This is a genomic window from Jejuibacter sp. L23 (assembly GCF_050815825.1).
In the GTDB taxonomy this organism is placed as follows: domain Bacteria; phylum Pseudomonadota; class Gammaproteobacteria; order Enterobacterales; family Enterobacteriaceae; genus Jejubacter; species Jejubacter calystegiae.
Genome location: NZ_CP138199.1, coordinates 3,848,248 through 3,874,617 on the forward strand (window position 1 = coordinate 3,848,248; position 26,370 = coordinate 3,874,617).

Here is a 26,370-nt window from a genome sequence, read left to right on the forward strand (position 1 = left end):
GACTCAGACCTTCTCCAGTTTCACGGCGCACTTCTTGAAATCCGTCTCTTTAGAGAGCGGATCCGTCGCATCCAGCGTCAGCTTGTTAACCAACTGAGCGGCATCAAAGAACGGCATATAGACCAGTCCCTGAGGTGGACGGTTACGGCCGCGGGTTTCGACGATCGAAATAACCTCGCCGCGACGCGATACCACCTTCACCTTATCGCCGCGGCGCAGGCCGCGTTGTTTGGCATCCAGCGGGTGGATAAACAGCACCGCCTCCGGGAAAGCGCGATGCAGCTCCGGTACGCGGCGAGTCATACTGCCGGTATGCCAGTGTTCCAGCACGCGACCGGTGGAGAGCCACAAGTCGTACTCTTTATCCGGTACTTCCGCCGCCGGTTCAAAAGGCAGCGCGAAGATAACCGCTTTACCGTCCGGCTTACCGTAGAATTTGTAACCCTCGCCCGCTTTTACATAGGGGTCGTGGCCTTCGCTGTAGCGCCACTGGGTTTCCTTACCGTCCACCACCGGCCAGCGCAGGCCGCGCGCCTTGTGATAGTCGTCGAAAGGCGCCAGATCGTGGCCATGGCCGCGTCCAAAGGCGGCGTACTCTTCGAACAGCCCCTTCTGCAGATAGAAACCGCACTCGCGGGATTCATCGTTAAGCTGATCTTCCGCCAGCTCGCTCAGCGGGTACCGACTCACGGCCTGAGAAGCGAACAGCACCTCGTACAGCGTTTTACCGCGGTACTCCGGCTTCTGGGCCAGCAACTCTTCGCTCCACACCTCTTCGGTCTTAAAGCGTTTGGCGAAATTCACCAGTTGCCAGAGATCGGACTTCGCTTCACCCGGCGCCTGCACCTGCTGGCGCCAGAACTGGGTACGGCGCTCGGCGTTACCGTAAGCCCCCTCTTTTTCCACCCACATCGCGGTAGGCAGAATCAGGTCGGCGGCAAGGGCACTCACCGTTGGATAGGGATCGGAAACCACCACGAAGTTGCGCGGATCGCGCCAGCCAGGCATGCGATCTTCATCGATATTCGGACCGGCCTGCATATTGTTGTTACACATCACCCAGTAGGCATTAAGGGTGCCGTCCTTCAGCGCGCGATCCTGCGCCACGGCGTGCAGACCCACCTTCGCGGGAATGGTGCCGCTGGGCAGTTGCCACTGCTGTTCGGCAATAGCGCGATGCTTTTCGTTCGTCACCACCATATCGGCAGGCAGACGGTGGGCAAAGGTGCCGACTTCACGCGCGGTACCGCAGGCGGAAGGCTGCCCCGTCAGGGAGAAAGGTCCGCAGCCAGGCTGGGAGATCTTGCCGGTCAGCAGATGCAGGTTGTAGCACAGGTTATTGGCCCAGACGCCGCGGGTGTGCTGGTTAAAGCCCATGGTCCAGTAGGAGATCACCTTCTTATTCGGGTCTGCGTAGAGCTTCGCGAGCGCTTCCAGTTGATCTTTCGGCACACCGCTCATCTCTGCGGTTTTCTCCAGGGTGTACTCAGCCACAAAGGCTTTGTACTCTTCGAAGCTCATCGGTTCAGAGGCGTCGGAACCGGCGTTTTTCGCCGATTTTTCCAGCGGATGGCTGGGGCGCAGACCATAGCCGATGTCGGTGACGCCGCGACGCAGATTCACGTGCTGCTTAAAGAAAGCGTCATTAACCGCGTTATTCTGGATGATGTAGTTGGCGATATAGTTAAGGATGGCCAGGTCGCTCTGGGGCGTGAAGACCATACCGTTGTCCGCCAGCTCAAAGCTGCGGTGACGGAAGGTAGAGAGCACCGCAACCTCAACGTTGGTATCCGACAGGCGGCGGTTAGTGATGCGCGACCACAGTATCGGGTGCATCTCCGCCATGTTAGAGCCCCACAGCACGAAAGCGTCCGCCTGTTCGATATCGTCGTAGCAGCCCATCGGCTCATCCATCCCGAAGGTGCGCATAAAGCCCACTACCGCGGACGCCATGCAGTGACGCGCGTTCGGGTCGATGTTGTTAGAGCGGAAGCCCGCCTTAAACAGCTTGGCTGCGGCATAGCCTTCCCAGATGGTCCACTGGCCGGAGCCGAACATCCCGATGGCGTCGGCGCCCTTCTCTTTCAGGGCGCCCTTAAATTTGTCCGCCATAATGTCGAAAGCCTGATCCCAGCTAATCGGGGTAAACTCCCCCTCTTTGTGGTACTGGCCATTGCGCATACGCAGCATCGGCTGGGTCAGACGATCCTTGCCGTACATGATCTTGGGCAGGAAATAGCCCTTAATGCAGTTAAGCCCGCGGTTTACCGGCGCTTCCGGATCGCCCTGACTGGCCACCACGCGACCATTCTGGGTGCCGACCAGCACGCCACATCCGGTACCGCAAAAGCGGCACGGCGCCTTATCCCATTTTATGGCATCGCTCTTACCGACCGCCGCACGGGCGACCGAAGAGACGCTGATGCCGGCTGCCGCAGCGGCCGCGGCGACGGCGTTAGCTTTCATAAAGCTACGACGACTGAGTTTCATTGGTGTTTCCTCACCTTAGCTCTCTTGCTGGTGGTAAACCAGCGACACCGCCAGCACGCCTGCGAGTTCGCGTGCCGACTCAATATTGTTCAGCAGCTCCCTGCTGGATGCCGCCTCCATCACAACCGCCAGCTTGCCGGTAGCGGCATCGCTGACTGCCACTTCGCTGCCGGGCAGCGCGTTCAGCGCGCCTGTCACCGTAGCGACGTTTTCCGGGCGGGTTTGCACCATCAGCCCGCAGACCTGCCAGTTACTGTCCATCAGAACTCCTCAGACTCAGGGCTGAAACCGGGCAGCCCGCCACGCAGGCGCCGCAGCCGGTACACAGCGATACATCGACCTGCAATGCGGCTACGCCATCGCGGGTGGGAAGAAAACGCAACGCCTGCGGCTCGCAGCTGTCTTCGCAACTGCGGCAGTCCACCTGCTGGCGCGTCAGGCAGACGTCATTCACCGCCACCCGTAGCGACCAGGGCGCGCTGTCACGCGGCGTAAAAAGCGCTTGCGGACAAGCGCGGGCGCAGGCATAGCAGAAGGTGCATTCACCGTTGCGGAAATCGATTCGGGGATAGCCGCCCTGACCTGCCAGGATAATGGCGCTTTCACAGGCTGCCGAGCAGGCGTCGCAGCGCGAGCAGCGCTCGATAAAATCGGCTTCGCTGCCGCTCCACGGCGGGCGGATGGCCTGTGTCGAACGGCGCCAGCCGGTCAACAGACCACGTCGCGAGAGTTGCGTTATCGCCATTCCATTGCACCCAGAAAAAAGAGAATTACTTTTGTTATTTCAGAATTCGCGCCGCCGCTAAGGGTCGTTGCATCGATCCTGTTTTCAGGCGTTAACATAGGCGAGCAGGGGTTACCACCGCATCACCCTTTAGGGGTAAAAGACGTAGTGCGATCAAGGTTAGGGCGAGTTTATTGAAAAGCGGCGCACGAAACGGGGAATCCCCCTGTCAGGCCAGGCCTGACAGGGGCGTTTCTTTAGGATAAATCTACCCCTTCAGGGTCGGGTGACTACCCCCAGGTAGTCGAGGATTCCGCGGGCCGCATGCCGGCCTTCCGCCATGGCAGTCACCACCAGATCGGCACCCCGTACCGCATCGCCGCCGGCAAAAATCTGCGGATGACTGGTCTGGTAGGGGCGCGGGCTGGTGACGCTGGCCTGAATGCGTCCATCCCGGGTCAGGCTTACTCCCATCTCTTCAAGCCAGGGAAGCGCATGGGGATGGAAACCAAAGGCGACGATGGCGGCATCGGCAGACAGAATAAACTCAGAACCGGGGATCGGCTCCGGGCGGCGACGCCCCTGGGCATCCGGCTCTCCCATTCGGGTGCGCAACATCCTCACCCCAGTTAACTGCCCCCGCTCATCGGTTTCAAAGGCCAGCGGCTGAACGTTGAATTCAAAGCTTGCCCCCTCTTCCCGGGCGTGTTTGACCTCTTTTTTCGAGCCGGGCATATTGGCCTCATCGCGACGGTAGGCGCAGGTCACCTCCTGCGCCCCCTGGCGCAGAGCGGTACGTACGCAATCCATCGCCGTATCGCCGCCGCCCAATACCACCACGCGCTGGCCTGCCATATCGCGCAACGGCCATGCAGGCGATGCTTCCAGCCCCATTTCACGCCGGGTATAGCCGATAAGATAGGGCAGCGCGGCGCAGACGCCGGACGCCTCTTCACCAGGAATTCCAGCTCTCATGGCGCGATACGTGCCCACGCCGACAAAGAGCGCATCGTACTGCGTCAGTAGCTGAGGTAGCGCAACATCACGGCCCACCTCGCAGTTAAGCTCAAACGTTATCCCCATGGCGCTGAAAATCTCGCGCCTGCGCGCCAGCAGCGATTTATCCAGCTTAAAGGCAGGAATACCGAAGGTCAGCAGGCCGCCGATCTCCGGATGCCTGTCGAACACCGTGACCGCCACGCCGGCCCGGGCCAGACGATCGGCACAGGCCAGCCCCGCCGGACCGGCGCCGATAACCGCCACCCGTTTACCGGTGGCGACCACGTCGGAGAGATTCGGGCGCCAGCCCTGGTCCAGCGCCTGGTCGGCAACGTAACGTTCCAGATTACCGATAGTTACGGCGCCGCCTTCATCCCGTAACGTACAGGCGCCTTCACACAGGCGATCCTGGGGGCAGACCCGCCCGGTGACCTCCGGCAGGCAGTTAGTCTGATGCAACAGTTCAACGGCCGCCTGTTCGCCCTGATGCCTGGCCCGCTCCAGCCAGCGGGGAATCGGATTATGTAGCGGGCAGGTCCATTCGCAGATGCTGTGGGTACCGCAGCTCAGGCAGCGTTCGGCCTGGGTCTGCGCCTGCTTCGCATTGAACGCCAGGACAATCTCCTGACTATCCTGGCGGCGCTCTGCGGCCTCACGCTTTGCCGGTTCGGCGCGTGGCGCAATGGCGGCCAGAAGCTGTTCTGCTGTGACCGGCCTGGTTGGCGCCAGCCCTTTTCCGCTGGCGGCCTGCTGACGCCGGGCCTTTCCCTGAGCGCCAAGCCACTGCGGCGTCATCAGCGCTATCGCCCCGGTCGGACATTCCGCCACACAGGCCGGGCCGCCTTCGCGCCCTTCACACAGATCGCACTTCAGTGCCTGAACCCCTGACTCGTCATCGTCCACCACCACCTGCATGACGCCGAAGGGACAGGCCAGCTCGCAGGACTTACAGCCAATACAGCCGCTTTGCGCCACCTGGATCACCCCATCGCGCCGGGAGATAACCGCCACCGGACAGCTCGCCTGACAGGGGGCGCTTTCACACTGGTGACAACTGACCGCATTACGCGCCCCCACCGACTTCACCACTCTGACCCGCGGCAAAAAACCCTGAGGCGTGAGTGGATGACGCTGCTGATTGTGGGCCATTACACAGGCAACTTCGCAGGCGCGGCACCCCAGGCAGCGCTGCGCGCTGGCAAGGACGAAAGAACTCATCATGGCATTATCCATCTGCACGATATTTAGTGGCACTATTAGTAAGGATATTTCACGTCGCAGACAATGCCTGATGTGGTGTAATCTGTGGTGGATCAAATAACGTTGTGCAGATGCAATAAAATTTGAGCGTCCTGACGGGAATCGTAACAGTAACGTTATCCCTTTTTTATCAGATCGTATCCTGGTACGGTCGTGCTGCCGCACAGTGCGAAATTTCAGCGCTAAACGCTTTGCCTCATCCCCCGTTTCTGATATAGCTTGCGCCCACATAAATAATGAGTGAATGAATAACCCGCCATGGTAAAACGCCCGGTTTCGACCAGCCTTGCGCGCGCCTTTTTTTCGATTGTTCTGCTGTCGCTGCTGACGACCGGTGCGGCGCTGTTGACGCTTTCCAGCAGTATGCGGGATGCGGAAGCGGTGAATATCGCCGGATCCCTACGGATGCAGAGCTATCGGCTGGGTTACGACCTGCAGGGCGATCCCCAGGCCCTGGCGCAGCATCGGGAACTGTACGCGCAAACCCTGAAGGCGCCGGTGCTCAGGGCGCTGGAAAGCCCTCTGACGCCCGGGGAGGTCAGCCAGCGTTATCGCGCTCTGGATAACAACTGGCGCCAGATGGATCTGCGCCTGGCGCAGGGCGATCGCCAGTGGTATCAGGCCAATATCGCCGACTATGTCGGGCAGATAGACCTGTTCGTTCTGGCGCTTCAGCACCATGCTGAATATAAAATGAGGGTCATGATTGCAGTGTCGGCCGTGGGATTTCTGGCGATTATCACCCTGATCTTCTTCACCCTGCGCCGTATTCGCCGCCAGGTGGTGGCGCCGCTGAACGCACTGGTATCTGCCAGCGAATCTATCGAGCGCGGCGACTTTGACCATCCGCATCTCGACAGCAGTCTGCCAAATGAGCTGGGCTGGCTGGCGCACAGTTTCACCCGCATGTCCGGGGAACTGCATAAACTGTGGCAGCGACTGGAAGAGAGCGTCCAGGAAAAGACCCTGAGTCTGCAGGAGGCCAACCGCCAGTTGGAGGTACTGTACGGCTGCTCCCAGGCCATGACCATTAGCGTGACCGATAATCAGAATTTTCAGCAGGCGCTGCAGATCGTATTGCGCCACGAACCGGTTTGCGCGCTGGAGATGCAGATAGGAGACTACTGGTGCCTGAGCGCAGGCCGGGCCCGTGACAACCTCTCCTGGCAGAGCACGCCTATTCGCCAGCAGCAGCAAACCATCGGTCAGCTACGCTGGCAGGCCCGGGATAAACAACCCGCCCTGCAACTGATGGAAAGCGTCGCCAATATGCTGGGACGCGGCGTCTGGCTGCTTCAGGCCCAGAAGCAGCACCAGCAATTACTGCTGATGGAAGAGCGCGCCACCATCGCCCGGGAGCTTCACGACTCCCTGGCCCAGGTGCTCTCTTATCTGCGGATTCAGATTACGCTGCTGCGCCGCGCGGTGCCGGATGAGAACCCGCGCGCCGGGGCCATTATCAGCGATTTTACCCAGGCGCTGGACGATGCCACCCGCCAGCTACGCGAGCTTCTGTCCACCTTCCGCCTGACGCTTCAGCAGGCTAACCTGCCGGAAGCCTTACAGGAGATGATCGCCCCGCTGCGCGACCGCAGCGAAGCGACTATCGAACTGACCTGCAACCTGGCGGACCAGGCGCTGGACGCCCCGCGCCAGGTGCACCTGTTACAGATTATCCGCGAGGCGCTCCTGAACGCCATTCGTCACGCCGATGCCCGGCAGATTCGGGTGCGCTGTTACAGTGCGGCGCCCAACCGCTATATTGCCGATATTATTGACGACGGTCGGGGAATTCCCAGCCTCGAAGAGCCGGAAGGCCATTACGGCCTTAATATTATGCAGGAGCGCGCCGACTGTCTCGGCGGCGAACTGACGATTTCCCGCCTGCCGGAAGGAGGCACCCGCGTACGCGTCAGCTTCCCCGGCGCGGCGGACGAGACCACAGCACAGGCCGAACTCCGGCCATAATGATAACAAGAGAATATCTTCCAGGGAGTTACCCCATGTCAGAAAAGATCCGCTACCGGGTTTTAATTGTCGATGACCATCCGTTAATGCGTCGCGGTATCCGTCAGTTGCTGGAGACCGACGACGTATTCAGCGTGGAAGGAGAAGCCAGCAGCGGCGCAGAGGCCGTTAGCCTGGCCGAACGCGTTGCGCCGGATATCATCCTGCTGGATTTGAATATGAAAGGCCTGAGCGGACTGGATACGCTCCATGCCCTGCGCCGCGACGGTATTACCGCCCGGGTCATTATCCTGACCGTGAGCGATGCGCCAGGGGACATCCGCGCCATGATCGACGCCGGCGCCGATGGCTATCTGCTGAAAGACAGCGATCCCGATACGCTGCTGGAGGCTATCCGCGAAGGGGCGACCCAGGGCGGCGCCTTTAGCCAGCGCATCCGGGAATACCTGAATCATCGCGATATGTCTGACGCTCAGGAGTCCCCGTTCGCTGCGCTGACCGAACGCGAGCTTGATGTACTTCAGGAAGTCGCCCGCGGGCTTTCCAATAAGCAGATCGCCGGGACGCTGCATATTTCTGAAGAGACGGTAAAGGTGCATATCCGTAACCTGCTGCGCAAGCTGAACGTGCGCTCGAGGGTCGCCGCCACGGTGCTGTTCCTGGAGAATCGGGGGATATAACCCCCGTCTATACATTTATGTTCATATAACGTCCCTGATTTACACTATCTCCTCATTTTCTCCACGTTTAACTCTGGAGGAGAGGATAAAGTGACAACCACGCTACTTTTACCGCCCATTGCTGTTTTGAGGCCCTCTTTAACATGGCGAACTTTTTTATCGACCGCCCGATTTTTGCCTGGGTTATCGCAATCCTGCTCTGTCTGACGGGGACGATGGCCATTTTGTCACTGCCGGTTGAACAGTATCCCGATCTCGCTCCTCCGAACGTGCGGATCACCGCCAACTATCCGGGAGCGTCGGCGCAGACCCTGGAAAATACCGTGACCCAGGTTATCGAACAGAATATGACCGGGCTCGATAATCTGATGTATATGTCATCCCAGAGCAGCAATACCGGCCAGGCGACCATTCGCCTCACCTTCCAGGCCGGCAGCGATCCGGATGAAGCGGTGCAACAGGTGCAGAACCAGCTTCAGTCCGCCCTGCGCAAGCTGCCTCAGGCGGTACAAAGTCAGGGGGTAACCGTCAGGAAAACCGGCGATACCAATATTCTGATGATCGCCTTTGTCTCTACCGACGGCAGTATGGATAAGCAGGATATCGCCGACTATGTGGCCAGTAATATTCAGGACCCGCTCAGCCGGGTGAACGGCGTGGGTGACGTGGATGCCTACGGCACTCAATACTCGATGCGTATCTGGCTTAACCCCGACAAACTCAACAGCTACCAGCTCACCACCCAGGATGTGGTCAGCGCCATACAGTCTCAGAACAGCCAGGTGGCGGTAGGACAATTAGGGGCAACGCCCGCCGTCGACGACCAGGCGCTGAACGCCACGATCAACGCCCAGGCGATGCTGGAAACCCCGGAGCAGTTCCGCAAAATCACACTCAGGGTCAATCAGGACGGATCTCTGGTGACGCTGGGGGATGTGGCAAAAGTGGAGCTGGGGGCGGAAAAATATGACTACCTGAGCCGCTATAACGGCCTGGCCGCTTCGGGGCTGGGGATTAAACTGGCCTCTGGCGCCAACGAAATGGAAACCGCAAAGCTGGCGCTGACCCGGCTCGACCAGCTCTCTCAGTACTTCCCTCATGGGCTGGAATACCGTATCGCCTTTGAAACCACCTCCTTCGTCCAGGCCTCGATTCACGACGTGGTGAAAACGCTGATCGAAGCGGTGGTACTGGTGTTCGCGGTGATGTACCTGTTCCTGCAAAATCTTCGGGCGACATTAATCCCGACCCTTGCCGTGCCCGTGGTATTGCTGGGCACCTTCGCGGTGCTCTATGGCTTTGGCTACAGTATTAACACTCTGACCATGTTCGCCATGGTGCTGGCCATCGGTCTGCTGGTGGATGACGCCATCGTAGTGGTGGAAAACGTCGAACGAATTATGAGCGAAGAGGGTCTGTCGCCCAGGGCCGCCACCCGCAAGTCGATGGGACAGATACAGGGAGCGCTGGTGGGTATCGCCCTGGTACTGTCGGCAGTCTTTATCCCCATGGCCTTCTTTGGCGGCACCACCGGCGCTATCTATCGCCAGTTTTCCATCACCATTGTCACTTCTATGATTCTTTCAGTGCTGGTGGCGATGATCCTGACCCCGGCGCTGTGCGCCACACTGCTTAAGCCGTTAAAGAAGGGCGAACACCACGGAAGCCGCGGCTTCTTCGGTTGGTTTAATCGCACCTTTAACCGCTACGCGCAGCGCTATGAAACCGGCGTGGGCAAGATATTGCAGCGCACCCTGCGCTGGCTGGTGCTCTACGTGCTGATTTTGGGCGGTATGGTGGTGCTGTTTATGCAGTTGCCCACGTCGTTCCTGCCCGATGAAGACCGTGGCGTCTTTACCACGTCGGTGCAGTTGCCGCCGGGCGCAACGCAGCAACAGACCCTGAAGGTCGTTGAAAAAATTGAAAAATACTATCTGACCGAAGAGAAAGAGAACGTCCGCTCGGTCTTCGCCACCATTGGCTCCGGACCTGGAGGGAATGGTCAGAATGTGGCGCGCATGTTTATTCGCCTGAATGACTGGGATGACCGGGATCCGCAGACCGGCTCGTCGTTCGCCATTATCGAGCGGGCCACCAAAGCCTTCCGCAATATTAAAGAGGCCAGGGTCTTCGCCAGTAGCCCGCCGGCCATCAGCGGTCTGGGTAACTCCACCGGCTTCGATATGGAGCTTCAGGATCACGCAGGACTGGGCCACGATGCATTGATGAAGGCCCGCGACCAGTTGCTGACCATGGCGGACCAGGACTTGCGCCTGACCCGGGTTCGTCATAACGGTCTGGACGACAGCCCGCAATTGCAGGTGGATATCGACCAGCGTAAGGCTCAGGCCATGGGAATTTCGGTAGACGATATTAACGACACGCTGCAAACGGCCTGGGGCTCGAGCTACGTTAACGACTTTATCGATCGCGGGCGCGTGAAGAAGGTTTATGTTCAGTCTGCCGCGCCGTACCGAATGCTGCCGGGAGATATCGATAAGTGGTACGTACGCAACAGCGTTGGCACCATGGTGCCCTTCTCGGCCTTCGCGACTTCGCGCTGGGTTACTGACTCGCCGCGCCTGGAACGCTATAACGGCTACTCGGCGCTGGAGATCGTCGGCGAAGCAGCTCCTGGGGTCAGTACCGGTACGGCGATGGATATTATGGAGCAGTTGGTACAGAAACTGCCCACCGGCTTCGGCCTGGAGTGGACGGGTATGTCTTATCAGGAGCGGCTGTCCGGCGCCCAGGCTCCGGCACTGTATGCGATTTCGCTGCTGGTGGTATTCCTGTGTCTGGCGGCACTCTACGAGAGCTGGTCGGTGCCCTTCTCGGTGATGCTGGTGGTGCCGCTGGGAGTGGCCGGCGCGCTACTCGCCACCTGGCTGCGCGGCCTCGAAAACGATGTTTACTTCCAGGTGGGGCTACTGACGGTGATCGGCCTGTCGGCGAAGAATGCCATCCTGATCGTGGAGTTCGCCAACGATATGAACGCCGCGGGTAAGGAGCTTGTCGCCGCCACTATGGAAGCCTGCCGCCAGCGCCTGCGTCCGATACTCATGACGTCACTGGCCTTTGTCTTTGGGGTGCTGCCGATGGCCACCAGTAACGGCGCCGGTTCCGGCAGCCAGCACGCGGTGGGCACCGGGGTTATCGGCGGAATGATCGCCGCCACCGTACTGGCGATTATCTTCGTCCCTATCTTCTTTGTGCTGGTACGGCGCCGTTTCCCGCTACGTGAACGCCCCACCGATTAAACGTTATGTAAAAAGGCGACCTTTTCAGGTCGCCTTTATTGATTCCATGCAGCGCTTTACCTGTTAAAAATACCGAACTCTTTATTTACCGGGCATCATCTCAATAAATTCTTTCCAGTTCACCCGTCCGCATTCAATCATTACAGCCTCATTATCATTGTTTTTTATCAACATCGGTAACATCCTCTTTCCGCCCCGATAAAATCATCTGTATAATTCCGGATAAAAGGTCATGCCTTGCCACCGCAGAATACTCTGAAAATAACGACGTAAAATCCCCCGCCAGCCCGCATCAGAAACGGCAGTAGCCCGGAAGGTGGCAAATTGATATGCTGGCGCAGTACCGGAAGCGCCAAATAATTCCGCCGTCTCACGCTGATCGTCTGTTTTACCATCAGCCCGGGAATATTCGACGCCCCGAAAATAATTAACGTCACGCCTGACGCTTTATTCCCTGAAAGTCACAAGGATAACCTGGCATGGTCACTCTGTACGGCATAAAAAACTGCGACACAATTAAAAAGGCCCGCCGCTGGCTGGAAGCCGAAAACATCGATTACCGTTTTCACGACTACCGGGCAGACGGTCTTGACGCCGCGCTACTGGAAAGCGTTATCGCCGAACTGGGCTGGGAGCCGCTGCTTAACACCCGCGGCACCACCTGGCGTAAGCTGGATGAATCACGGCGCAACGCCATTACCGACGCCGCTTCGGCTATCGAACTGATGCTGGAGATGCCGGCGATTATCAAACGACCATTGCTCTGCGCGCCGCAGAAGCCTATGCTGCTGGGTTTCAGCGACAGCAGCTATCAGCAGTTTTTCAATGAGGTTAAGTAGTATGTCTTGCCCGGTCATCGAACTGACCCAACAGCTTATTCGCCGCCCCTCCCTCAGCCCCGATGACGCGGGTTGCCAGGATCTGCTTATCGAACGCCTGCGCGCCATTGGTTTTACCATTGAGGCTATGGATTTCGGCGATACCCGTAATTTCTGGGCCTGGCGTGGCGAGGGGGAGACCCTGGCCTTCGCTGGTCATACCGACGTGGTCCCCCCAGGAGATGGCGATCGCTGGATCAATCCCCCTTTCGAGCCCACCATTCGCGACGGCCTGCTGTTCGGTCGCGGCGCTGCCGATATGAAAGGCTCGCTGGCGGCCATGGTGGTCGCTGCCGAACGCTTCGTCACCCAGCATCCGAACCATCGTGGTCGCCTGGCGTTCCTGGTAACCTCCGACGAAGAAGCCAGCGCGAAAAACGGCACCGTGAAGGTGGTGGAAACGCTGATGGCGCGTAATGAACGTCTGGATTACTGTCTGGTAGGTGAACCCTCCAGCAGCGAAGTGGTGGGCGACGTAGTAAAAAACGGTCGTCGCGGCTCCCTGACCTGCAACCTGACCATTCACGGCGTTCAGGGCCACGTGGCCTATCCGCAGCTGGCGGATAATCCGGTACACCGCGCCGCGCCTATGCTGGATGAGCTGGTGAATATCGAATGGGACAGGGGCAATGAGTTCTTCCCCCCCACCAGCATGCAGATTGCGAATATCCAGGCCGGTACCGGCAGCAATAACGTGATTCCCGGTGAACTGTTCGTTCAGTTCAACTTTCGGTTCAGCACCGAAAGTACGGCGGAGATGCTGCAACAGCGGGTCTGCGAACTGCTGGAACGTCATCAGTTGCGCTATACCCTGGACTGGTGGTTGTCCGGCCAACCGTTCCTGACCTCCCGTGGTCGTCTGGTGGAAGCGGTGGTCAACGCCGTTGAGCACTATAATGAAATTAAGCCGCAGCTGCTGACTACCGGCGGCACCTCTGACGGGCGTTTTATCGCCAGAATGGGGGCGCAGGTGGTAGAGCTGGGACCGGTGAATGCGACCATTCACAAGATTAACGAGTGCGTGAACGCCGCTGACCTGCAACTGCTGGCCCGGATGTATCAACGTATTATGGAACAACTGGTCGCCTGAGCGGCCGTTTACCCTTCAGGAGAGGCGCATGGACTGGCTAAGTAAATACTGGTGGATACTGGTACTGGTGATTCTGGTCGGTATCTTTATCAACGTCATTAAAGATCTGAAGCGCGTTGACCCGAAGAAGTATCTGGACAATAAGCCCGATCTGCCGCCCCACCGCGACTTTAACGACAAGTGGGACGATGACGATGACTGGCCGAAGAAGAAGCCGTAAAGCGTTATTAAAGGACGGAGGCGGTCTCCGTCCTTAGTTACGTTTCCGCCCTTACCGCACAATAAACCGGCGAATCAGTTCCAGCAGCGCAACCAGCGCTTTAAGAACGATGAGAACCTTATCGATAAAAGTTTTCATCCGTTTCTCCACTCCATGGAGGGAGAACACACCGCGGCTTACTCATGGGTTGCCTGTCACCACAGCGGCTCCTCATGGTTAGATAGAAGAGTTCCCTCTCCGGCCAGAGCACCGAATCCGGCACCACCCGTGAATTCAGCCAGGACTTGAAACCGATATGGCCAGAATGCCAAAGAGGAAAATCACTCCAGAGCTAACCATGCGGAATTATACCGGGAACGACTTGTAAAACCGTGCAGGTGGTTATAAAATCGCCAGGGTTAGATAGAAGAGTTCCCCCGGGCAGAGCCATCCGCTCCACGCCGGAACATAAAAAAACCGACCTCACCCGTCGGTTTTTTTATTGCCTGCAATCCCTGGTTTTAGATCATCGTAATCACATCGTCTTCGCCGGGCTTACCGCCCAGAGCTTCATCGAAGTAGTGCTTAGGCACCGTATAGCGCAGGTGATCCAGCGCCAGCTGCATACTGCGATTGTCAATGGCATGACCCAGCCCCTCGACGATATCCAGCGTCACATCGCCCCCCACGGCCAGTAGCGCCTCGTGGGCCTTCACCGCATGCTGAGGCTCGATGACCCGATCCTCGTCGCCGTGAATCAGATGCACCGTGGTGGTCAGGCTGGCTCGCTCCGGCAACTGACCAAAACGGCCGTTAAAGGCGATAAGACGCGATGCCAGCCCCGGTTCCGCCTTCAGGCTTTCCAGCACCATGGTGGCCCCCTGAGAGAAGCCAATCAGCGCCGTCGCTGCGGGCATCACGCCGCTTTTTTCCTGCCAGTAACGTACCAGGGCGCAGAAGTGCGGCATTGCCGCATCGATACGCGCCTGGCGGTTCTCTTCGCTGACATCAGCCACGGAGAACCACTCACGACCCGGCTCCGCTCCGCCTGGATTCGGCGCCCCGACGCTGACCACCAGCGCATCGGGGAACAGCGGCGCAAACCAGCTGCCAGGCTCCCCCATCGCGACCGGATTATCGCCCACCCCGTGAAACAGCAGCAGCAATTGCTGAGGGGGTGTGGCAGGACTTTGAACTACAAAATGGTCATGTTTCATCGTTGCCTCCTGACTATGGGGGCCACTCTACGCCGATAGCGAAAAATCACCATGGCACAAAATTGATGATATCACTGAAAATTTTTGACCTTCGCCAGCCAGGCTTCCAGCACATCTGTCCGTTGGGCATCCAGCGCTTTTAGCGCCGTGGCGCACTCCTGGCGCTGGCGCACCAGCAATGCCCGACGCCCGTTTATTCCCAACTGAGCGCAGAGTTCAGTCCCCGCCAGCCCCTGCGTCAACCAGCCCCGCAGCCCGGGCAGCGCCAGCTCGCTGTTGAGCAGCAACCGCTGTAGCGTGCCGATGCAGGCTTCCGACGACCGGTGACCAAAGGCGAAACCACCCAGATCGCGCCAGTCTTCATCATTAAGCGTAGTCTCTGGAAGCTGAGCAACCGGAATCGGCTCCCGAATCCACGGTTGCAGCCAACATGCGTCGCGCCGCAGTCTGAGTTGCTCACGCAGTGCCAGCGCTTCTCCTCGCTCGCTCAGCGGGCGTAGCGCCATTGCCGCATGGCAGCCGCTGCTGGCCTCCCTATGGCTGCCGATACGCACCAGCATAAAGCCGACGCGCTGCCAGAAACGCCACAGTTCATCGGTATAGCCAAAACTGACGGACAGGTAGTCATGACCATCGCTCATATCACCAGCGCTCGCCAGTAAACGGCTACCGATCCCCTGGCGCTGGCGCTCCGGATGTACCGCCACCCGACTGATACGCAGCCCTTTCAGAGTAGCGGCATCCGGCGAGCCACCGTGGGCCGCCAGCGACTGAGCCACCAGATTACCGCGCGGTCGCCGCAGCCCGGCCCATACCGCCTCGCTCAGCTCAGGCGTTAATCCCCCCTCTTCGACCAGCCATAGCGCCCCCGCCACTCGCTCATTCACGCAGGCGACCTTCAGACGCTGGCCTGGAGCATCCAACAGACGCCGCAAATCGAGCGGTGAGGTACGATAATGGGCTCCGGTAAGCAGCCGCCAGGTTTGCGCCTCGCGACCATCGTCATTCAGCCAAGCGCCGTCTGGCAGCGTTTGATATTGCAAATCGCCCGCGCAGGGCGCCGCCAGACGATCGTCGAATAACATAACCCGATCGAGAAGACGCTCCAGCGGATCGCCAGAAGCCCAGCGTACTGGCGCATCGAGCGTAAAGCTCTGCAATCGGGGCAGCGAAGCGCACAGCTTGAGCAGAAAACCGCGCCCGGTTCCCTCATAGCCCTGTACCGTCGTGGTTAACAGCGTTCGGGGAAAAGCGGCGATCAACTGACGCAACAAGGGAGCAGGAATGGCGGCAGCTTCGTCAACAATCAGCCACTCGCCCACCGGGGGCTCCCCGCGCTGTATCGCCTGCAACAGCGCGTCTGGCGCCATAAACGACTCATGCTCACCGCCGTGATGCATCAGTACGTCGGTGGCGGACCGGGTTGGAGCGCAAATCACCACTGGCCTGCCGCACTGGCGGGCCAGCATCCCCGCCAGAGTCGACTTGCCGCGCCCGCGCGGCCCGGTCACCACCGCCACCCCCGCAGGCATAGCGAGCAGCGCCTGCAAAATCGCCTGCTGTTCCGCCAGTGGACCACCAGCGGCAGGCTGCCAGTCAGGGCGTTCAACCTGCACCGGCAGACGTGGCGCCTGCCCCTGGCGCCAGATAACGCATTCTGGCTCCTGACTTAGCGCCTGTTGCAAACGGTGAATAAAGTGCGGGGTGGGAATGGGGTCAGGCTGACCGCTCCAGCGCAGACTGTCGGCGTCCGGCTGATTCGGCCACGAAGTCCAGGAGGGCGCCAGTACTACCAGCCAGCTACCGGCCCGCAGCGTTCCCGCCAGCGCCGCCAGCGCTTCGGCATCCAGCCCCGTCCGGGCATCGAATATCGCATGAAGAAATTCACGCCCCAGCAGACGACGAATCGCGCCGGGCGCGCAGTGGGCAGTTTGTTCTTCTGTCTCACCCACCCACAACCAGTCGCCACTCAGCCGCTGCTTCAGGCATCTGGCCTGTTCCAGGCTCCAGTCCGACTCGCCGCTCAGCACCAGTAAACGACGAATGCCCTGACGCTGCTGCTGGCGCGTCAGGGCATCGAGTTCATTCAGCCACATCGGTTACAGGTTGTCGCCGAAGGTGTCGCACTGTTTAGGGTCGCCACTGTCGTAACCGCGCTTAAACCAGGTATAGCGCTGCTCGGAAGTACCGTGGGTAAAGCTGTCCGGCACCACCTGGCCCTGACTGCGCTGCTGCAATCGGTCATCGCCAATCGCTTCGGCAGCGTTCAGGGCTTCCTGCAGATCGCCCACCTCCAGAATATCCTGCTGCTGCATGCCGTGACCCCAGACTCCGGCAAAGCAGTCTGCCTGAAGCTCCATACGTACCGACAGCTGGTTGGCCTGAGTCTGAGAGGCATTCTGCTGCATCTGGCGTACCTTCGGTTCAATGCCCAGCAGCTTCTGCACATGGTGACCCACTTCGTGGGCAATCACATAGCCCTGAGCAAAGTCGCCATCGGCGCCCAGGCTGCTTTTCATCTCATCATAGAAGGAGAGATCGATATAGACGGTCTCATCCGCCGGGCAGTAAAACGGCCCCATCGCTGACTGGCCAGTGCCGCAGCCGGTGGACGTCACTCCGCGGTACATCACCAGCTTCGGCTTCTGATAGGTTTTCCCCATCTGCTGGAACTGCTGGCTCCAGGTATCTTCCGTGGTCGCCAGGATCACCGAAGTAAATTTCGCGGCTTCATCCTCGTTGGGATTAATCGACTGGGAACTCTGCTGCTGGAGCTGCGACTGGCCGCCGCCGGTCAGCAGCGGCGTCAGGTCATAACCGTAATAACCTGCTACCACTATCACAATCAGCAGGATAATCCCCCCCTTACCACGCGGCAGACGAAAACCACGGCCCCCGCCAGGAAAACCTCCTCGCGACTGATTACGACGATCTTCAACATTGTCGCTCTCGCGACGCCCTTGCCAACGCATAACATCATTCCTGTTGTTAGGATAATAAGGTTAATTATGAGCGATATCCGGGGAGACAGGCCAGTATTTCCCTAAGCAAACGTCAATACAGTGTAAGAATCAGAAAAAAACCGCCGGGAAGGGAATAAACCAGAAAGAAAGAGCCCGCAGGGTGCGGGCTCCGGGGGAGACAACGGAAACGATTGCGCAGTTAGTCCAAATTAACGCCGAGACGTTTGGCAACCTCTTCGTACGCTTCGATAACGCCGCCCAGGCTCTGACGGAAGCGATCTTTATCCATCTTGTCGAGCGTGTTCTTATCCCACAGGCGCGCGCCATCCGGCGAAAACTCATCACCCAGGGTCACTTCACCTTTGTACAGACCAAACTCCAGCTTGAAGTCCACCAGGATCAGACCGGCGTCGTCGAACAGCTTGCTCAACACGTCGTTCGCCTTGTAGGTCAGCTCCTGCATCCGCGCCAGGTTCTCTTTGCTTACCCAGCCGAAGGTCTCGCAATAAGACTCGTTGACCATAGGATCGTGCATGGCATCGTTCTTCAGGAAAAGATCGAACAGCGGCGGATTCAGCGCAATGCCCTCTTCCACGCCGAGACGCTTAACCAGCGAACCCGCCGCGCGGTTGCGGATAACGCACTCTACCGGCACCATATCGAGCTTCTTCACCAGAGATTCGGTGTCAGAAAGCAGTCTTTCCATCTGCGTCGGGATCCCCGCCTCTGCCAGCTTGCTCATAATGAAGTGGTTAAACTTATTGTTCACCATCCCTTTGCGATCAAACTGTTCGATGCGCGCACCGTCGCCTGCTGACGTATCATTGCGAAATTCGAGCACCAACAGATCGGGATTTTCCGTACTGTAGACGGTCTTCGCCTTGCCGCGATACAACTCAGCTTGCTTTTGCATCTTTATTACTCCAGGTGTAGTCAGTGTATTAACGCGAATTGAAAAGGCCGGCGTGTTGGCGCCGGCCCCGGAATTACTTGCTGAATGCGGCCTGGAATACCGCCACCAGCGCATCGTTCTGCGACTGGGTCAGCGTGTGCCCTTTCGGGTCGATAAACTGCAGGCTACTGCGGTTATCGAGGTCGCCGACCTGCAGCTTGTAGTCACCGCTGGACAGGCCCGGATCGCGAGCGCCAAGCGCCTGCCAGTCGCTATCGGAAAGCGGATCGTAGCTCAGTTCCATGCTGCCCTGGGAGCGGGTGGTGTCATTAACCTTCATCCCCACTTTCTCCAGTACCGGCGGCAGACGGTTCCAGACATCGTTAAAGGGCGCGCGAACGACCAGCATCGGCAGACCCGTATCATCCGCGCCGCTCTGCACGTCGATACGGCCAGTACTGGCATTGCTGCTGCGGTTGCTCTGGTTCTGCTCCAGACCGCCCGCAATGGCGTTCAACATCTGAGTGCTGTAACGCTGCATCGACGCCGCGTCGGCAGCCGGTTTACCGTTCTGCTCCAGACTCAGCAGTTTCACCGTCAGCGCCTGCTGATAGCCCTGCTGCTGCACGCCAATCTGGTAACGGCCGCGATACTGCTGATCTTCATCGGCACGGTTCCAGTTTACCCAGTCGGTGGTCAGGCTCTGATTCGCATCTTCCCGCTTCATAATCGGGTAGTTTTGAGCCTGAACAACGCTCACCACCTGCGGCCAGAGGGAGCCCTGATTGCCGCTTTCCAGCAGCATGGTCGCCGTATCGCCAGTGAACTGAGTGCGCGCACCGCTCACCAGCGCCAGCGGCTGCGCTGGCGGACGAATATCGAGTTTTTTGCCGATAGCGCCGCTGGTGCGAGCCGACGGCACATCATACTGACCGTTCTGCAGCGGCAACATCAGCCCCGACGGAGCATGCAGCTCGGCCAGCGCCGGTGTTTCCAGGTAGGATTCATCGCCGTTAACCTGACGCTTATAGCGTGAATCGGAACTGCAGGCGGCAAGCATCATGACGAGCGACAGGCCCACCACTTTTGCCACGGTTGATTTTTGTACTGAGACTGAGTAAGCCATCAATTCTCCCTAAACTTTACAGCAAACCGGCATGCTTCAGCGCATCGAGCACCACCGGACGACTTTCCGCGGTCAGCGGGGTCATCGGCAGGCGAAGCGTATCGGTCGCCACAAGTCCCAACTCCCTGCTGGCCCACTTCACCGCGATAGGATTGGGTTCAATAAATAAACGCTCGTGCAGCGGCATCAGGCGTCGGTTGATCTCGCGCGCAGCGGCGAATTCGCCTGCGGCCGCCAGTTCACACATCCGCGCCATATCACGCGCCGCCACGTTAGCGGTTACGGAAATCACGCCGTGGCCGCCCAGTTGCATAAAGTCCAGCGCGCTGTCATCGTTGCCACTAAGCAGAATAAAATCATCCGCAACCCGATCTTTGATCTCGTTAACGCGGCTTAAGTTCCCCGTTGCCTCTTTAATACCAACGATATTCGGCACCTGCGCCAGACGCGCAACGGTCGGCGGCAGCAAGTCACAGCCGGTACGAGAGGGCACATTATACAGAATTTGCGGCAGGCTGGTGTTTTCAGCGATCGCTTTAAAGTGCTGGAACAGTCCTTCCTGGGTGGGGCGGTTATAATAAGGCACGACCGTCAGACAGCCGACGATGCCGCTGTCGTTGAACCTTTTGGTCAGAGAGATGGCCTCTGAGGTGGCATTCGCACCGGTGCCCGCAATAACGGGAATACGGCCATCCGCCAGCTCAACCGTCATCATCACCACATCGCCATGTTCATCGTGGCTCAGCGTGGCAGACTCGCCGGTGGTCCCTACCGAGACAATTGCCGAAGTTCCACTTTCGACATGGTAATCAATCAGTTTCTTAAGGCTGGACCGACAGACGTTGCCCTTATCGTCCATCGGCGTAATCAGCGCGACAATACTTCCCGTGAACATGGTCCATCCTCTCCGTACACTAGTGCCACAATGGTACGTTTGGAGCCGCAGTAAAAGCAAGCGGCCAGGGCACCTGTGCGGTTGTATGGCGGATTTTTTTATGCTTTCCTTATGATTACCTCTACAGAACCACAGGAAGCTCCGGTTTGACAGCCTCATCACAACACCATCTGGTCATCACCGCGTTAGGTGCAGACCGTCCCGGCATCGTGAATACCATCACCCGACACGTCAGTAGTTGTGGCTGTAATATCGAAGATAGCCGCCTGGCCATGTTGGGGGACGAATTTACCTTTATCATGCTGCTTTCCGGCAGTTGGAATGCCATTACCCAGATTGAATCCACGCTGCCGTTAAAAGGCGCCGAACTGGATCTGTTGATCGTAATGAAACGCACCCATGCTCAGGCGCGCCAGGCCATGCCCGCAACGGTACGCGTCCAGGTGGAAGTGGCGGACTCCCCTCACCTGATTGAGCGATTTACCGACCTGTTCGACTCCCATCAAATGAATATTGCCGAACTGATTTCCCGGACTCAGGCGAACGATGAAAACGAGCAGCCGGGAGCGCCGCAGCTTTATATCCAAATCGCGGCGCATAGCCCGGCACTGCAGGATGCGACAAACATTGAGCAGGCCTTTAAAGACTTGTGTACAGAACTCAATGCGCAAGGCACTATTAACGTTGTGAATTACCCACAGCAAGATGATGAATAAGACGGAGAGTCGTATGAATCCACTGAAAGCTGGCGATGTCGCCCCTAAATTTAGTCTGCCCGATCAGGACGGCGAACAGGTAAATTTAACCGACTTCCAGGGGCAGCGTGTTCTGGTTTACTTCTATCCGAAAGCAATGACGCCCGGATGCACCGTTCAGGCCTGCAGCCTGCGCGATAGCATGGATGAGTTAAAGCAATACGGCGTCGAGGTTCTCGGTATCAGTACCGATAAACCCGAGAAGCTGTCCCGCTTTGTCGACAAGGAGGATCTGAACTTTACCCTGCTGTCCGACGAAGACCACAGCGTATGTGAACAGTTTGGTATCTGGGGTGAGAAAAGCTTTATGGGCAAGACCTATGACGGCATTCACCGTATCAGTTTCCTGATCGACAAAAAGGGTAACGTCGAGCACGTATTCGACAACTTCAAGACCAGTAACCATCACGATATCGTGCTGGCCTGGCTGAAAGAAAACGCCGCCTGAGTCGCGCTATCTTCTTAAGTTCAAACGCACCTTAAAGCGTCATTCTAAGGTGCGCCTTCCCCTTCCCTGTTTTATTCCTCTGGATCGCGCAACCGGGATCGCTTGAATCGCTAGTTAAATTTATGTAAATTCCAGCCTTCCCGTTCACGCATGAGAACATTCTTAGTGACAACACAGCAACATTCAGAAAAGTGGCAGAAACGTTTTGATTTCTTCGAAAAAAACGGGGCTCCCAAAACGCCAGAGTTTAAAGCAGCATTACGCCGCCTGCCGTGGTACAAACGCTTCTTATATAATATGAACGTCATCTCCTTTTTCTTCGGCCCGATCTATTTTTTGATTCTGGGTATGTGGAAAAGATGTCTTACGCTTATTGTCTGCTCTGTGGCAATCGGCTTTATTTTAGGTATCGTCGAACTCATTACCGGATTGAATTTAGATTCTTTATGCGGCCTTATCGTCAGCGTCATGTGGGGCATCACGACCAACTACGCTTACTATCTGCATAAAGTTAAAGGCTACAACAGCTGGAACCCCTTCACGGGGATTTTCTAACCGCTGGAAACAGACCCGCTACCACAACGCTTTGCGGGTCTGCCATTCAGCGTTAGTCAGCCTTCCGCTCGTCCACCAGGCTATCCGGCCAGGCCCTGACCACCGCTTTAATCAGCGTAGCGAGAGGAATGGCGAAGAAAACGCCCCAGAATCCCCACAGACCGCCGAAGATCACCACCGACAGAATAATCACCAGCGGGTGCAGGTTCACCGCTTCGGAAAACAGCACCGGTACCAGCAGGTTGCCATCCAGCGCCTGAATCACCAGGTAGATAATAAAGCAGGTCCAGAATTCGGCCCCCAGTCCAAACTGGAACAGCGCCACCCCCACCACCGGAATGGTGACCGCGAAGGCGCCAATGTAGGGAATCAGTACCGAAAACCCCACCAGTACCGCCAGCAGCAGCGAGTAGTTCAGCCCACAGTACAAGAAACCCAGCCAGGTCACGACGCCGACAATCACCATCTCCAGCACCTTGCCGCGAATATAGTTGGTGACCTGCTGATTCATCTCGGCCCAGACTTTCCCGGCCAGCCCGCGATTACGGGGCAACACCCGGCGCACCGCATTGAGCATCTGCACCTTATCCTTCACCAGGAAGAAAACCATCAGCGGCACCAGCACCAGATAGACCGCCAGCGTCAGTAATCCCACCAGCGAGGCCAGCGAATATTTCACCACCGACTCGCCGAGCAGCGTCATTCGCGCCCGCAGATTTTCCGCCATGGCATCAATAATGCCGGCATCCACCAGCGCCGGATAGCGCCTGGGCAACGCAGCGGCGAAATCCGTCAGTTTGTTCAACATATTGGGCAGATCGCGGATCAAATAGATCCCCTGCTGCCAGGCCACAGGCGCCACCACCAGCGCCATGATTAGCAGAATGCCGACAAACAGCACCAGCACCACACTGGTGGCAAGCCAGCGTGAACAACCCATACTTTCCAGCCGGGCCGTGGGCCACTCCAGCAGATAAGCCAGCACCAGCGCCACCAGCAACGGCGCCAGCAGACCGGAAAAGAAGAACAGAATACCGAAACCCATCACCAGGATCACAAGAAGCGCAATCGCCTCCGGATCGCTAAAGCGGCGACGGTACCATTGCGTTAAAAGTTCGAGCATGTTTCCTTAACCCTGAGGTCTCCTGATGAAAAAAATGCGCTCAGATTGTAGCGAAATGTTGCGGTAAAGGCCGCGTTTTTTATTTTTGATGACCCCGAAACCAACGCGGGCAATTAAGCTTTCCATTCACGACCCAGGGCGGCTACACTCCCGGTTACCCACCGGCAACGAACCCTGTCGCCGGTGGGTTGTCATAAAAGAAGACGCTGATTACACAGGATAGAGGCTATGTTCAGGCAGTTGAAAAAAACACTGGTTGCCACCCTCATTACCGCCATGATGGCGGGTCAGACTGCGCCGGCCTTCGCTGATAGCGCCACGGACCAGTTGCCGGATATCGGAACAACCGCCGCAAGCACGCTCTCCATCGCCCAGGAGATGCAGATGGGCGACTTTTATATTCGCCAGTTGCGCGGTAGCGCCCCGCTGATTAATGACCCGCTGCTCCAGCAGTATATTAATCAGTTGGGCATGCGCCTGGTGAACCACGCCCATTCGGTGCGCACGCCGTTCTACTTTCACCTGATCAGCAACGATGAAATCAACGCCTTCGCCTTTTTCGGCGGTAATGTCGTCCTGCATTCAGCGCTGTTTCGCTATGCCGATAACGAAAGCCAGCTGGCCTCGGTCATGGCTCACGAAATCTCCCACGTCACCCAGCGCCATCTGGCACGCGCCATGGAAGATCAGAAGCGCTATGCGCCGCTGACCTGGGTCGGCGCGCTGGGATCGATTCTGCTGGCGATGGCCAGCCCCCAGGCCGGGATGGCGGCTATGTCCGGCACCCTGGCCGGTAGCCGTCAGGGGATGATAAGCTTCACCCAGCAGAACGAACAGGAAGCCGATCGCATCGGCCTGCAGGTGCTGCAGCGTGCCGGGTTTGATCCCCAGGCAATGCCTGCTTTTCTGGATAAGCTGCTCGACCAGGCCCGCTACTCCAGCCGCCCACCGGAAATTCTGCTGACTCACCCCCTGCCGGAAAGCCGTCTTTCCGATACCCGCAACCGCGCCAATCAGATGCGTCCGGTGGTCGTTCAGTCATCGGAAGCCTTCTATATGGCGAAGGTACGCGTGCTGGGCATGTATAACACCGGCCGCAACCAGCTCACCGGCGAGCTGCTGGATAGTCTGGATAAAGGTAACGTGCGTCAGCAGCACGCCGCCCGCTATGGCCGGGCCCTGCAGGCGATGGAAAACAAAAACTACGCCGAAGCCTGGCGTCAGCTCCAGCCGCTGCTAAGCGCCAGCCCGAACAACCCCTGGTATCTCGATCTCGCCACGGATATCGATCTGGGTCAGAACAAAGCGGCCTCGGCCATCAGCCGCCTGAATGGCGCCCCGGGGCTAAAAACCAACCCGGTGTTGCAGCTTAACCTGGCGAACGCTTACGTTCAGAGCGGGCAGTCCGCCAAAGCCGCCACGATTCTTAACCGCTACACCTTTTCGCACCGCGACGATACCAACGGCTGGGATCTGCTGGCCCAGGCTGAAGCCGCCCAGGGCAATCGCGACCAGGAACTGGCCGCTCGCGCCGAACTGCTGGCGCTGCGCGGTCAGTTGGATCAGGCCATTACGCTATTAAGCAGCGCCAGTAGCCAGGTGAAGGTTGGGAGTTTGCAGCAGGCGCGTTACGATGCGCGTATCGATCAACTGCGTCAGATGCAGCAGCGTTTCCGTCAGTATCAGAAGAACAGCTAAGGAGTTAATCAGGCATGTCCAGTACCGTTACCATCTACCACAATCCCCGCTGCTCCAAGAGCCGGGAGACCCTCACCCTGCTGAAGGAAAACGGCGTTGAACCCGAAATCGTGCTCTATCTGGAAACGCCGCCGGATGCAGCCACCATCAGTAAGCTACTGAACATGCTGGAATTCGAAAGCGCCCGCAGTCTGATGCGTCAGAAAGAGGATCTGTACAAGACGCTGAATCTGGGCGACGCCTCTCTTAGCGAGGCGCAGCTGATTCAGGCCATGGTGGAGAATCCGAAGCTTATCGAACGCCCCATTGTGGTTAAGGGCGATAAAGCGCGCATTGGTCGACCGCCGGAACAGGTACTGGAACTGCTGGCCTGATAACGGTTACAGATTAAGAATCTCTTTCACGAACGGAATGGTCAGCTTGCGCTGCGCGGTAATCGAAGCGTGGTCAAGCTGATCGAGCGTCATAAACAGCGTACGCATTTCGCGATCCAGCCTTTTGAGCAGAAAACGCCCCACGTCTTCCGGCAGTTCAAAACCGCGCTGCCGGGCGCGCAGCTGCAGTGCCTGAAGCTTGTCGTTATCAGAAAGCGGTTGCAGCCGGTAGATCTGCCCCCAGTCCAGGCGCGATGCCAGATCCGCCAGTTGCAGATTAAGCTGGCGCGGCGGGCGATCGCCGGTGATCAGCAGCCGGGTGTTGCCGGACTCCAGAATGCGATTATAGAGGTTAAAGATCGCCATCTCCCACAACTCATCCCCGGCGATGCATTCAATATTATCGATGCAGACCAGCGACAGTTGCTCCATCCCTTCCAGTACGTCAGGCACAAACCAGGTCCGCTTATCCAGCGGGACATACCCCACCGCTTCGCCACGCAGGGAAAGCTCGGCACAGGCGGCGTGCAGCAGATGGCTGCGGCCTCCTCCTTCCCGGGACCAGAAGTAAATGTAACCGCTGTGTTCCTGATGCAAAACGTTCTGTAGCGCAGCGAGCAAGGCAGGATTATCGCCCGGCCAGAAACTGGCGAACGTCTCGTCGTCAGGAAGATAGAGCGGCAAAGAGAGCTGAGCCGGTGTGTTCAGAGGGACCTCAACCAGAACTTGCGAAAAAATCGCGAGGAAGTTTACCACAGTTTAGCGAAAGGGTTGAA

Annotated in this window: 24 protein-coding genes; 11 read left to right on the forward strand and 13 right to left on the reverse strand. The window is 58.1% G+C overall.

Going from position 1 to position 26,370, the window contains the following annotated elements:
* Positions 1-3 precede the first annotated feature (3 nt).
* From napA to aegA, 4 genes are all read right to left on the reverse strand, one after another.
* Positions 4-2,490 carry a nitrate reductase catalytic subunit NapA gene (gene napA / locus SCU88_RS18385; protein WP_175341948.1) on the reverse strand — a complete coding sequence of 829 codons (2,487 nt, stop codon included), beginning with the start codon at positions 2,488-2,490 and terminating at the stop codon, positions 4-6.
* Positions 2,491-2,505: 15 nt separating this feature from the next.
* Positions 2,506-2,751, reverse strand: coding sequence for a chaperone NapD (gene napD / locus SCU88_RS18390; RefSeq protein ID WP_175341949.1), 246 nt, complete (start codon positions 2,749-2,751; stop codon positions 2,506-2,508).
* On the reverse strand, positions 2,741-3,229 hold the full coding sequence (gene napF / locus SCU88_RS18395; protein WP_175341988.1) for a ferredoxin-type protein NapF: 489 nt from the start codon (positions 3,227-3,229) through the stop codon (positions 2,741-2,743). The genes napD and napF overlap by 11 nt, the downstream gene beginning before the upstream one ends.
* Before the next feature lie 261 nt (positions 3,230-3,490).
* Positions 3,491-5,431 (reverse strand): formate-dependent uric acid utilization protein AegA, encoded by a 1,941-nt coding sequence (aegA, locus tag SCU88_RS18400; protein WP_175341989.1) that lies wholly within the window; start codon positions 5,429-5,431, stop codon positions 3,491-3,493.
* A 300-nt stretch (positions 5,432-5,731) separates the two neighbouring features.
* Here aegA and narQ point away from each other — a divergent pair, with 300 nt between their 5' ends.
* From narQ to SCU88_RS18430, 6 genes are all read left to right on the forward strand, one after another.
* On the forward strand, positions 5,732-7,441 hold the full coding sequence (gene narQ / locus SCU88_RS18405; RefSeq protein WP_138098840.1) for a nitrate/nitrite two-component system sensor histidine kinase NarQ: 1,710 nt from the start codon (positions 5,732-5,734) through the stop codon (positions 7,439-7,441).
* 35 nt (positions 7,442-7,476) lie between these two features.
* Positions 7,477-8,121, forward strand: a complete 645-nt coding sequence (narP, locus tag SCU88_RS18410; RefSeq protein WP_138098841.1) for a nitrate/nitrite response regulator protein NarP — start codon at positions 7,477-7,479, stop codon at positions 8,119-8,121.
* 143 nt (positions 8,122-8,264) lie between these two features.
* Positions 8,265-11,381, forward strand: coding sequence for a multidrug efflux RND transporter permease AcrD (gene acrD, locus SCU88_RS18415; RefSeq protein ID WP_175341950.1), 3,117 nt, complete (start codon positions 8,265-8,267; stop codon positions 11,379-11,381).
* A 479-nt stretch (positions 11,382-11,860) separates the two neighbouring features.
* Entirely contained in the window at positions 11,861-12,220 is a 360-nt protein-coding gene (locus SCU88_RS18420; protein WP_175341951.1) for an ArsC family reductase, read from the forward strand.
* A gap of 1 nt (position 12,221) precedes the next feature.
* Positions 12,222-13,349: a succinyl-diaminopimelate desuccinylase gene (gene dapE / locus SCU88_RS18425; RefSeq protein WP_175341952.1), complete on the forward strand. Its 1,128-nt coding sequence runs from the start codon at positions 12,222-12,224 to the stop codon at positions 13,347-13,349.
* A 28-nt stretch (positions 13,350-13,377) separates the two neighbouring features.
* On the forward strand, positions 13,378-13,569 hold the full coding sequence (locus SCU88_RS18430; RefSeq protein ID WP_138098845.1) for a YpfN family protein: 192 nt from the start codon (positions 13,378-13,380) through the stop codon (positions 13,567-13,569).
* A 51-nt stretch (positions 13,570-13,620) separates the two neighbouring features.
* Here SCU88_RS18430 and dinQ read toward each other — a convergent pair whose 3' ends face one another.
* The 7 genes from dinQ to dapA form a co-directional block, all read right to left on the reverse strand.
* Positions 13,621-13,707 (reverse strand): damage-inducible type I toxin DinQ, encoded by an 87-nt coding sequence (gene dinQ / locus SCU88_RS18435; RefSeq protein WP_431810177.1) that lies wholly within the window; start codon positions 13,705-13,707, stop codon positions 13,621-13,623.
* A 362-nt stretch (positions 13,708-14,069) separates the two neighbouring features.
* Complete coding sequence (gene ypfH, locus SCU88_RS18440; RefSeq protein WP_138098847.1) at positions 14,070-14,765, reverse strand: esterase; 696 nt, start codon at positions 14,763-14,765, stop codon at positions 14,070-14,072.
* 71 nt (positions 14,766-14,836) lie between these two features.
* Complete coding sequence (locus SCU88_RS18445) at positions 14,837-16,861, reverse strand: GNAT family N-acetyltransferase (RefSeq protein WP_175341953.1); 2,025 nt, start codon at positions 16,859-16,861, stop codon at positions 14,837-14,839.
* A 3-nt stretch (positions 16,862-16,864) separates the two neighbouring features.
* Positions 16,865-17,737 (reverse strand): KPN_02809 family neutral zinc metallopeptidase, encoded by an 873-nt coding sequence (gene ypfJ, locus SCU88_RS18450; RefSeq protein ID WP_138098848.1) that lies wholly within the window; start codon positions 17,735-17,737, stop codon positions 16,865-16,867.
* 190 nt (positions 17,738-17,927) lie between these two features.
* Complete coding sequence (purC, locus tag SCU88_RS18455; protein WP_138098849.1) at positions 17,928-18,641, reverse strand: phosphoribosylaminoimidazolesuccinocarboxamide synthase; 714 nt, start codon at positions 18,639-18,641, stop codon at positions 17,928-17,930.
* Positions 18,642-18,714: 73 nt separating this feature from the next.
* On the reverse strand, positions 18,715-19,746 hold the full coding sequence (gene bamC, locus SCU88_RS18460; protein WP_175341954.1) for an outer membrane protein assembly factor BamC: 1,032 nt from the start codon (positions 19,744-19,746) through the stop codon (positions 18,715-18,717).
* Between the two features lie 16 nt (positions 19,747-19,762).
* Positions 19,763-20,641 carry a 4-hydroxy-tetrahydrodipicolinate synthase gene (gene dapA / locus SCU88_RS18465; RefSeq protein ID WP_138098851.1) on the reverse strand — a complete coding sequence of 293 codons (879 nt, stop codon included), beginning with the start codon at positions 20,639-20,641 and terminating at the stop codon, positions 19,763-19,765.
* Positions 20,642-20,787: 146 nt separating this feature from the next.
* On the opposite strand from dapA, the gene SCU88_RS18470 reads away from it, so the two are divergent.
* The 3 genes from SCU88_RS18470 (at position 20,788) to SCU88_RS18480 (ending at position 22,399) form a co-directional block, all read left to right on the forward strand.
* Positions 20,788-21,357 (forward strand): glycine cleavage system transcriptional repressor, encoded by a 570-nt coding sequence (locus SCU88_RS18470; RefSeq protein WP_138098852.1) that lies wholly within the window; start codon positions 20,788-20,790, stop codon positions 21,355-21,357.
* 13 nt (positions 21,358-21,370) lie between these two features.
* On the forward strand, positions 21,371-21,844 hold the full coding sequence (bcp, locus tag SCU88_RS18475; protein ID WP_175341955.1) for a thioredoxin-dependent thiol peroxidase: 474 nt from the start codon (positions 21,371-21,373) through the stop codon (positions 21,842-21,844).
* 165 nt (positions 21,845-22,009) lie between these two features.
* The gene (locus SCU88_RS18480) at positions 22,010-22,399 is read left to right on the forward strand and encodes a DUF2628 domain-containing protein (RefSeq protein WP_138098854.1); all 390 of its coding nucleotides are present in this window, start codon (positions 22,010-22,012) and stop codon (positions 22,397-22,399) included.
* 52 nt (positions 22,400-22,451) lie between these two features.
* On the opposite strand, the gene SCU88_RS18485 is transcribed toward SCU88_RS18480, so the two are convergent.
* Positions 22,452-23,522: an AI-2E family transporter gene (locus SCU88_RS18485; RefSeq protein WP_138098855.1), complete on the reverse strand. Its 1,071-nt coding sequence runs from the start codon at positions 23,520-23,522 to the stop codon at positions 22,452-22,454.
* A gap of 228 nt (positions 23,523-23,750) precedes the next feature.
* Here SCU88_RS18485 and bepA point away from each other — a divergent pair, with 228 nt between their 5' ends.
* Both bepA and arsC read left to right on the forward strand, forming a co-directional pair.
* On the forward strand, positions 23,751-25,220 hold the full coding sequence (gene bepA, locus SCU88_RS18490; protein ID WP_175341956.1) for a beta-barrel assembly-enhancing protease: 1,470 nt from the start codon (positions 23,751-23,753) through the stop codon (positions 25,218-25,220).
* A 14-nt stretch (positions 25,221-25,234) separates the two neighbouring features.
* Positions 25,235-25,594: an arsenate reductase (glutaredoxin) gene (gene arsC / locus SCU88_RS18495; RefSeq protein ID WP_138098857.1), complete on the forward strand. Its 360-nt coding sequence runs from the start codon at positions 25,235-25,237 to the stop codon at positions 25,592-25,594.
* Positions 25,595-25,600: 6 nt separating this feature from the next.
* Here arsC and SCU88_RS18500 read toward each other — a convergent pair whose 3' ends face one another.
* Positions 25,601-26,302, reverse strand: coding sequence for a DnaA inactivator Hda (locus tag SCU88_RS18500; protein WP_241666664.1), 702 nt, complete (start codon positions 26,300-26,302; stop codon positions 25,601-25,603).
* Positions 26,303-26,370 lie beyond the last annotated feature (68 nt).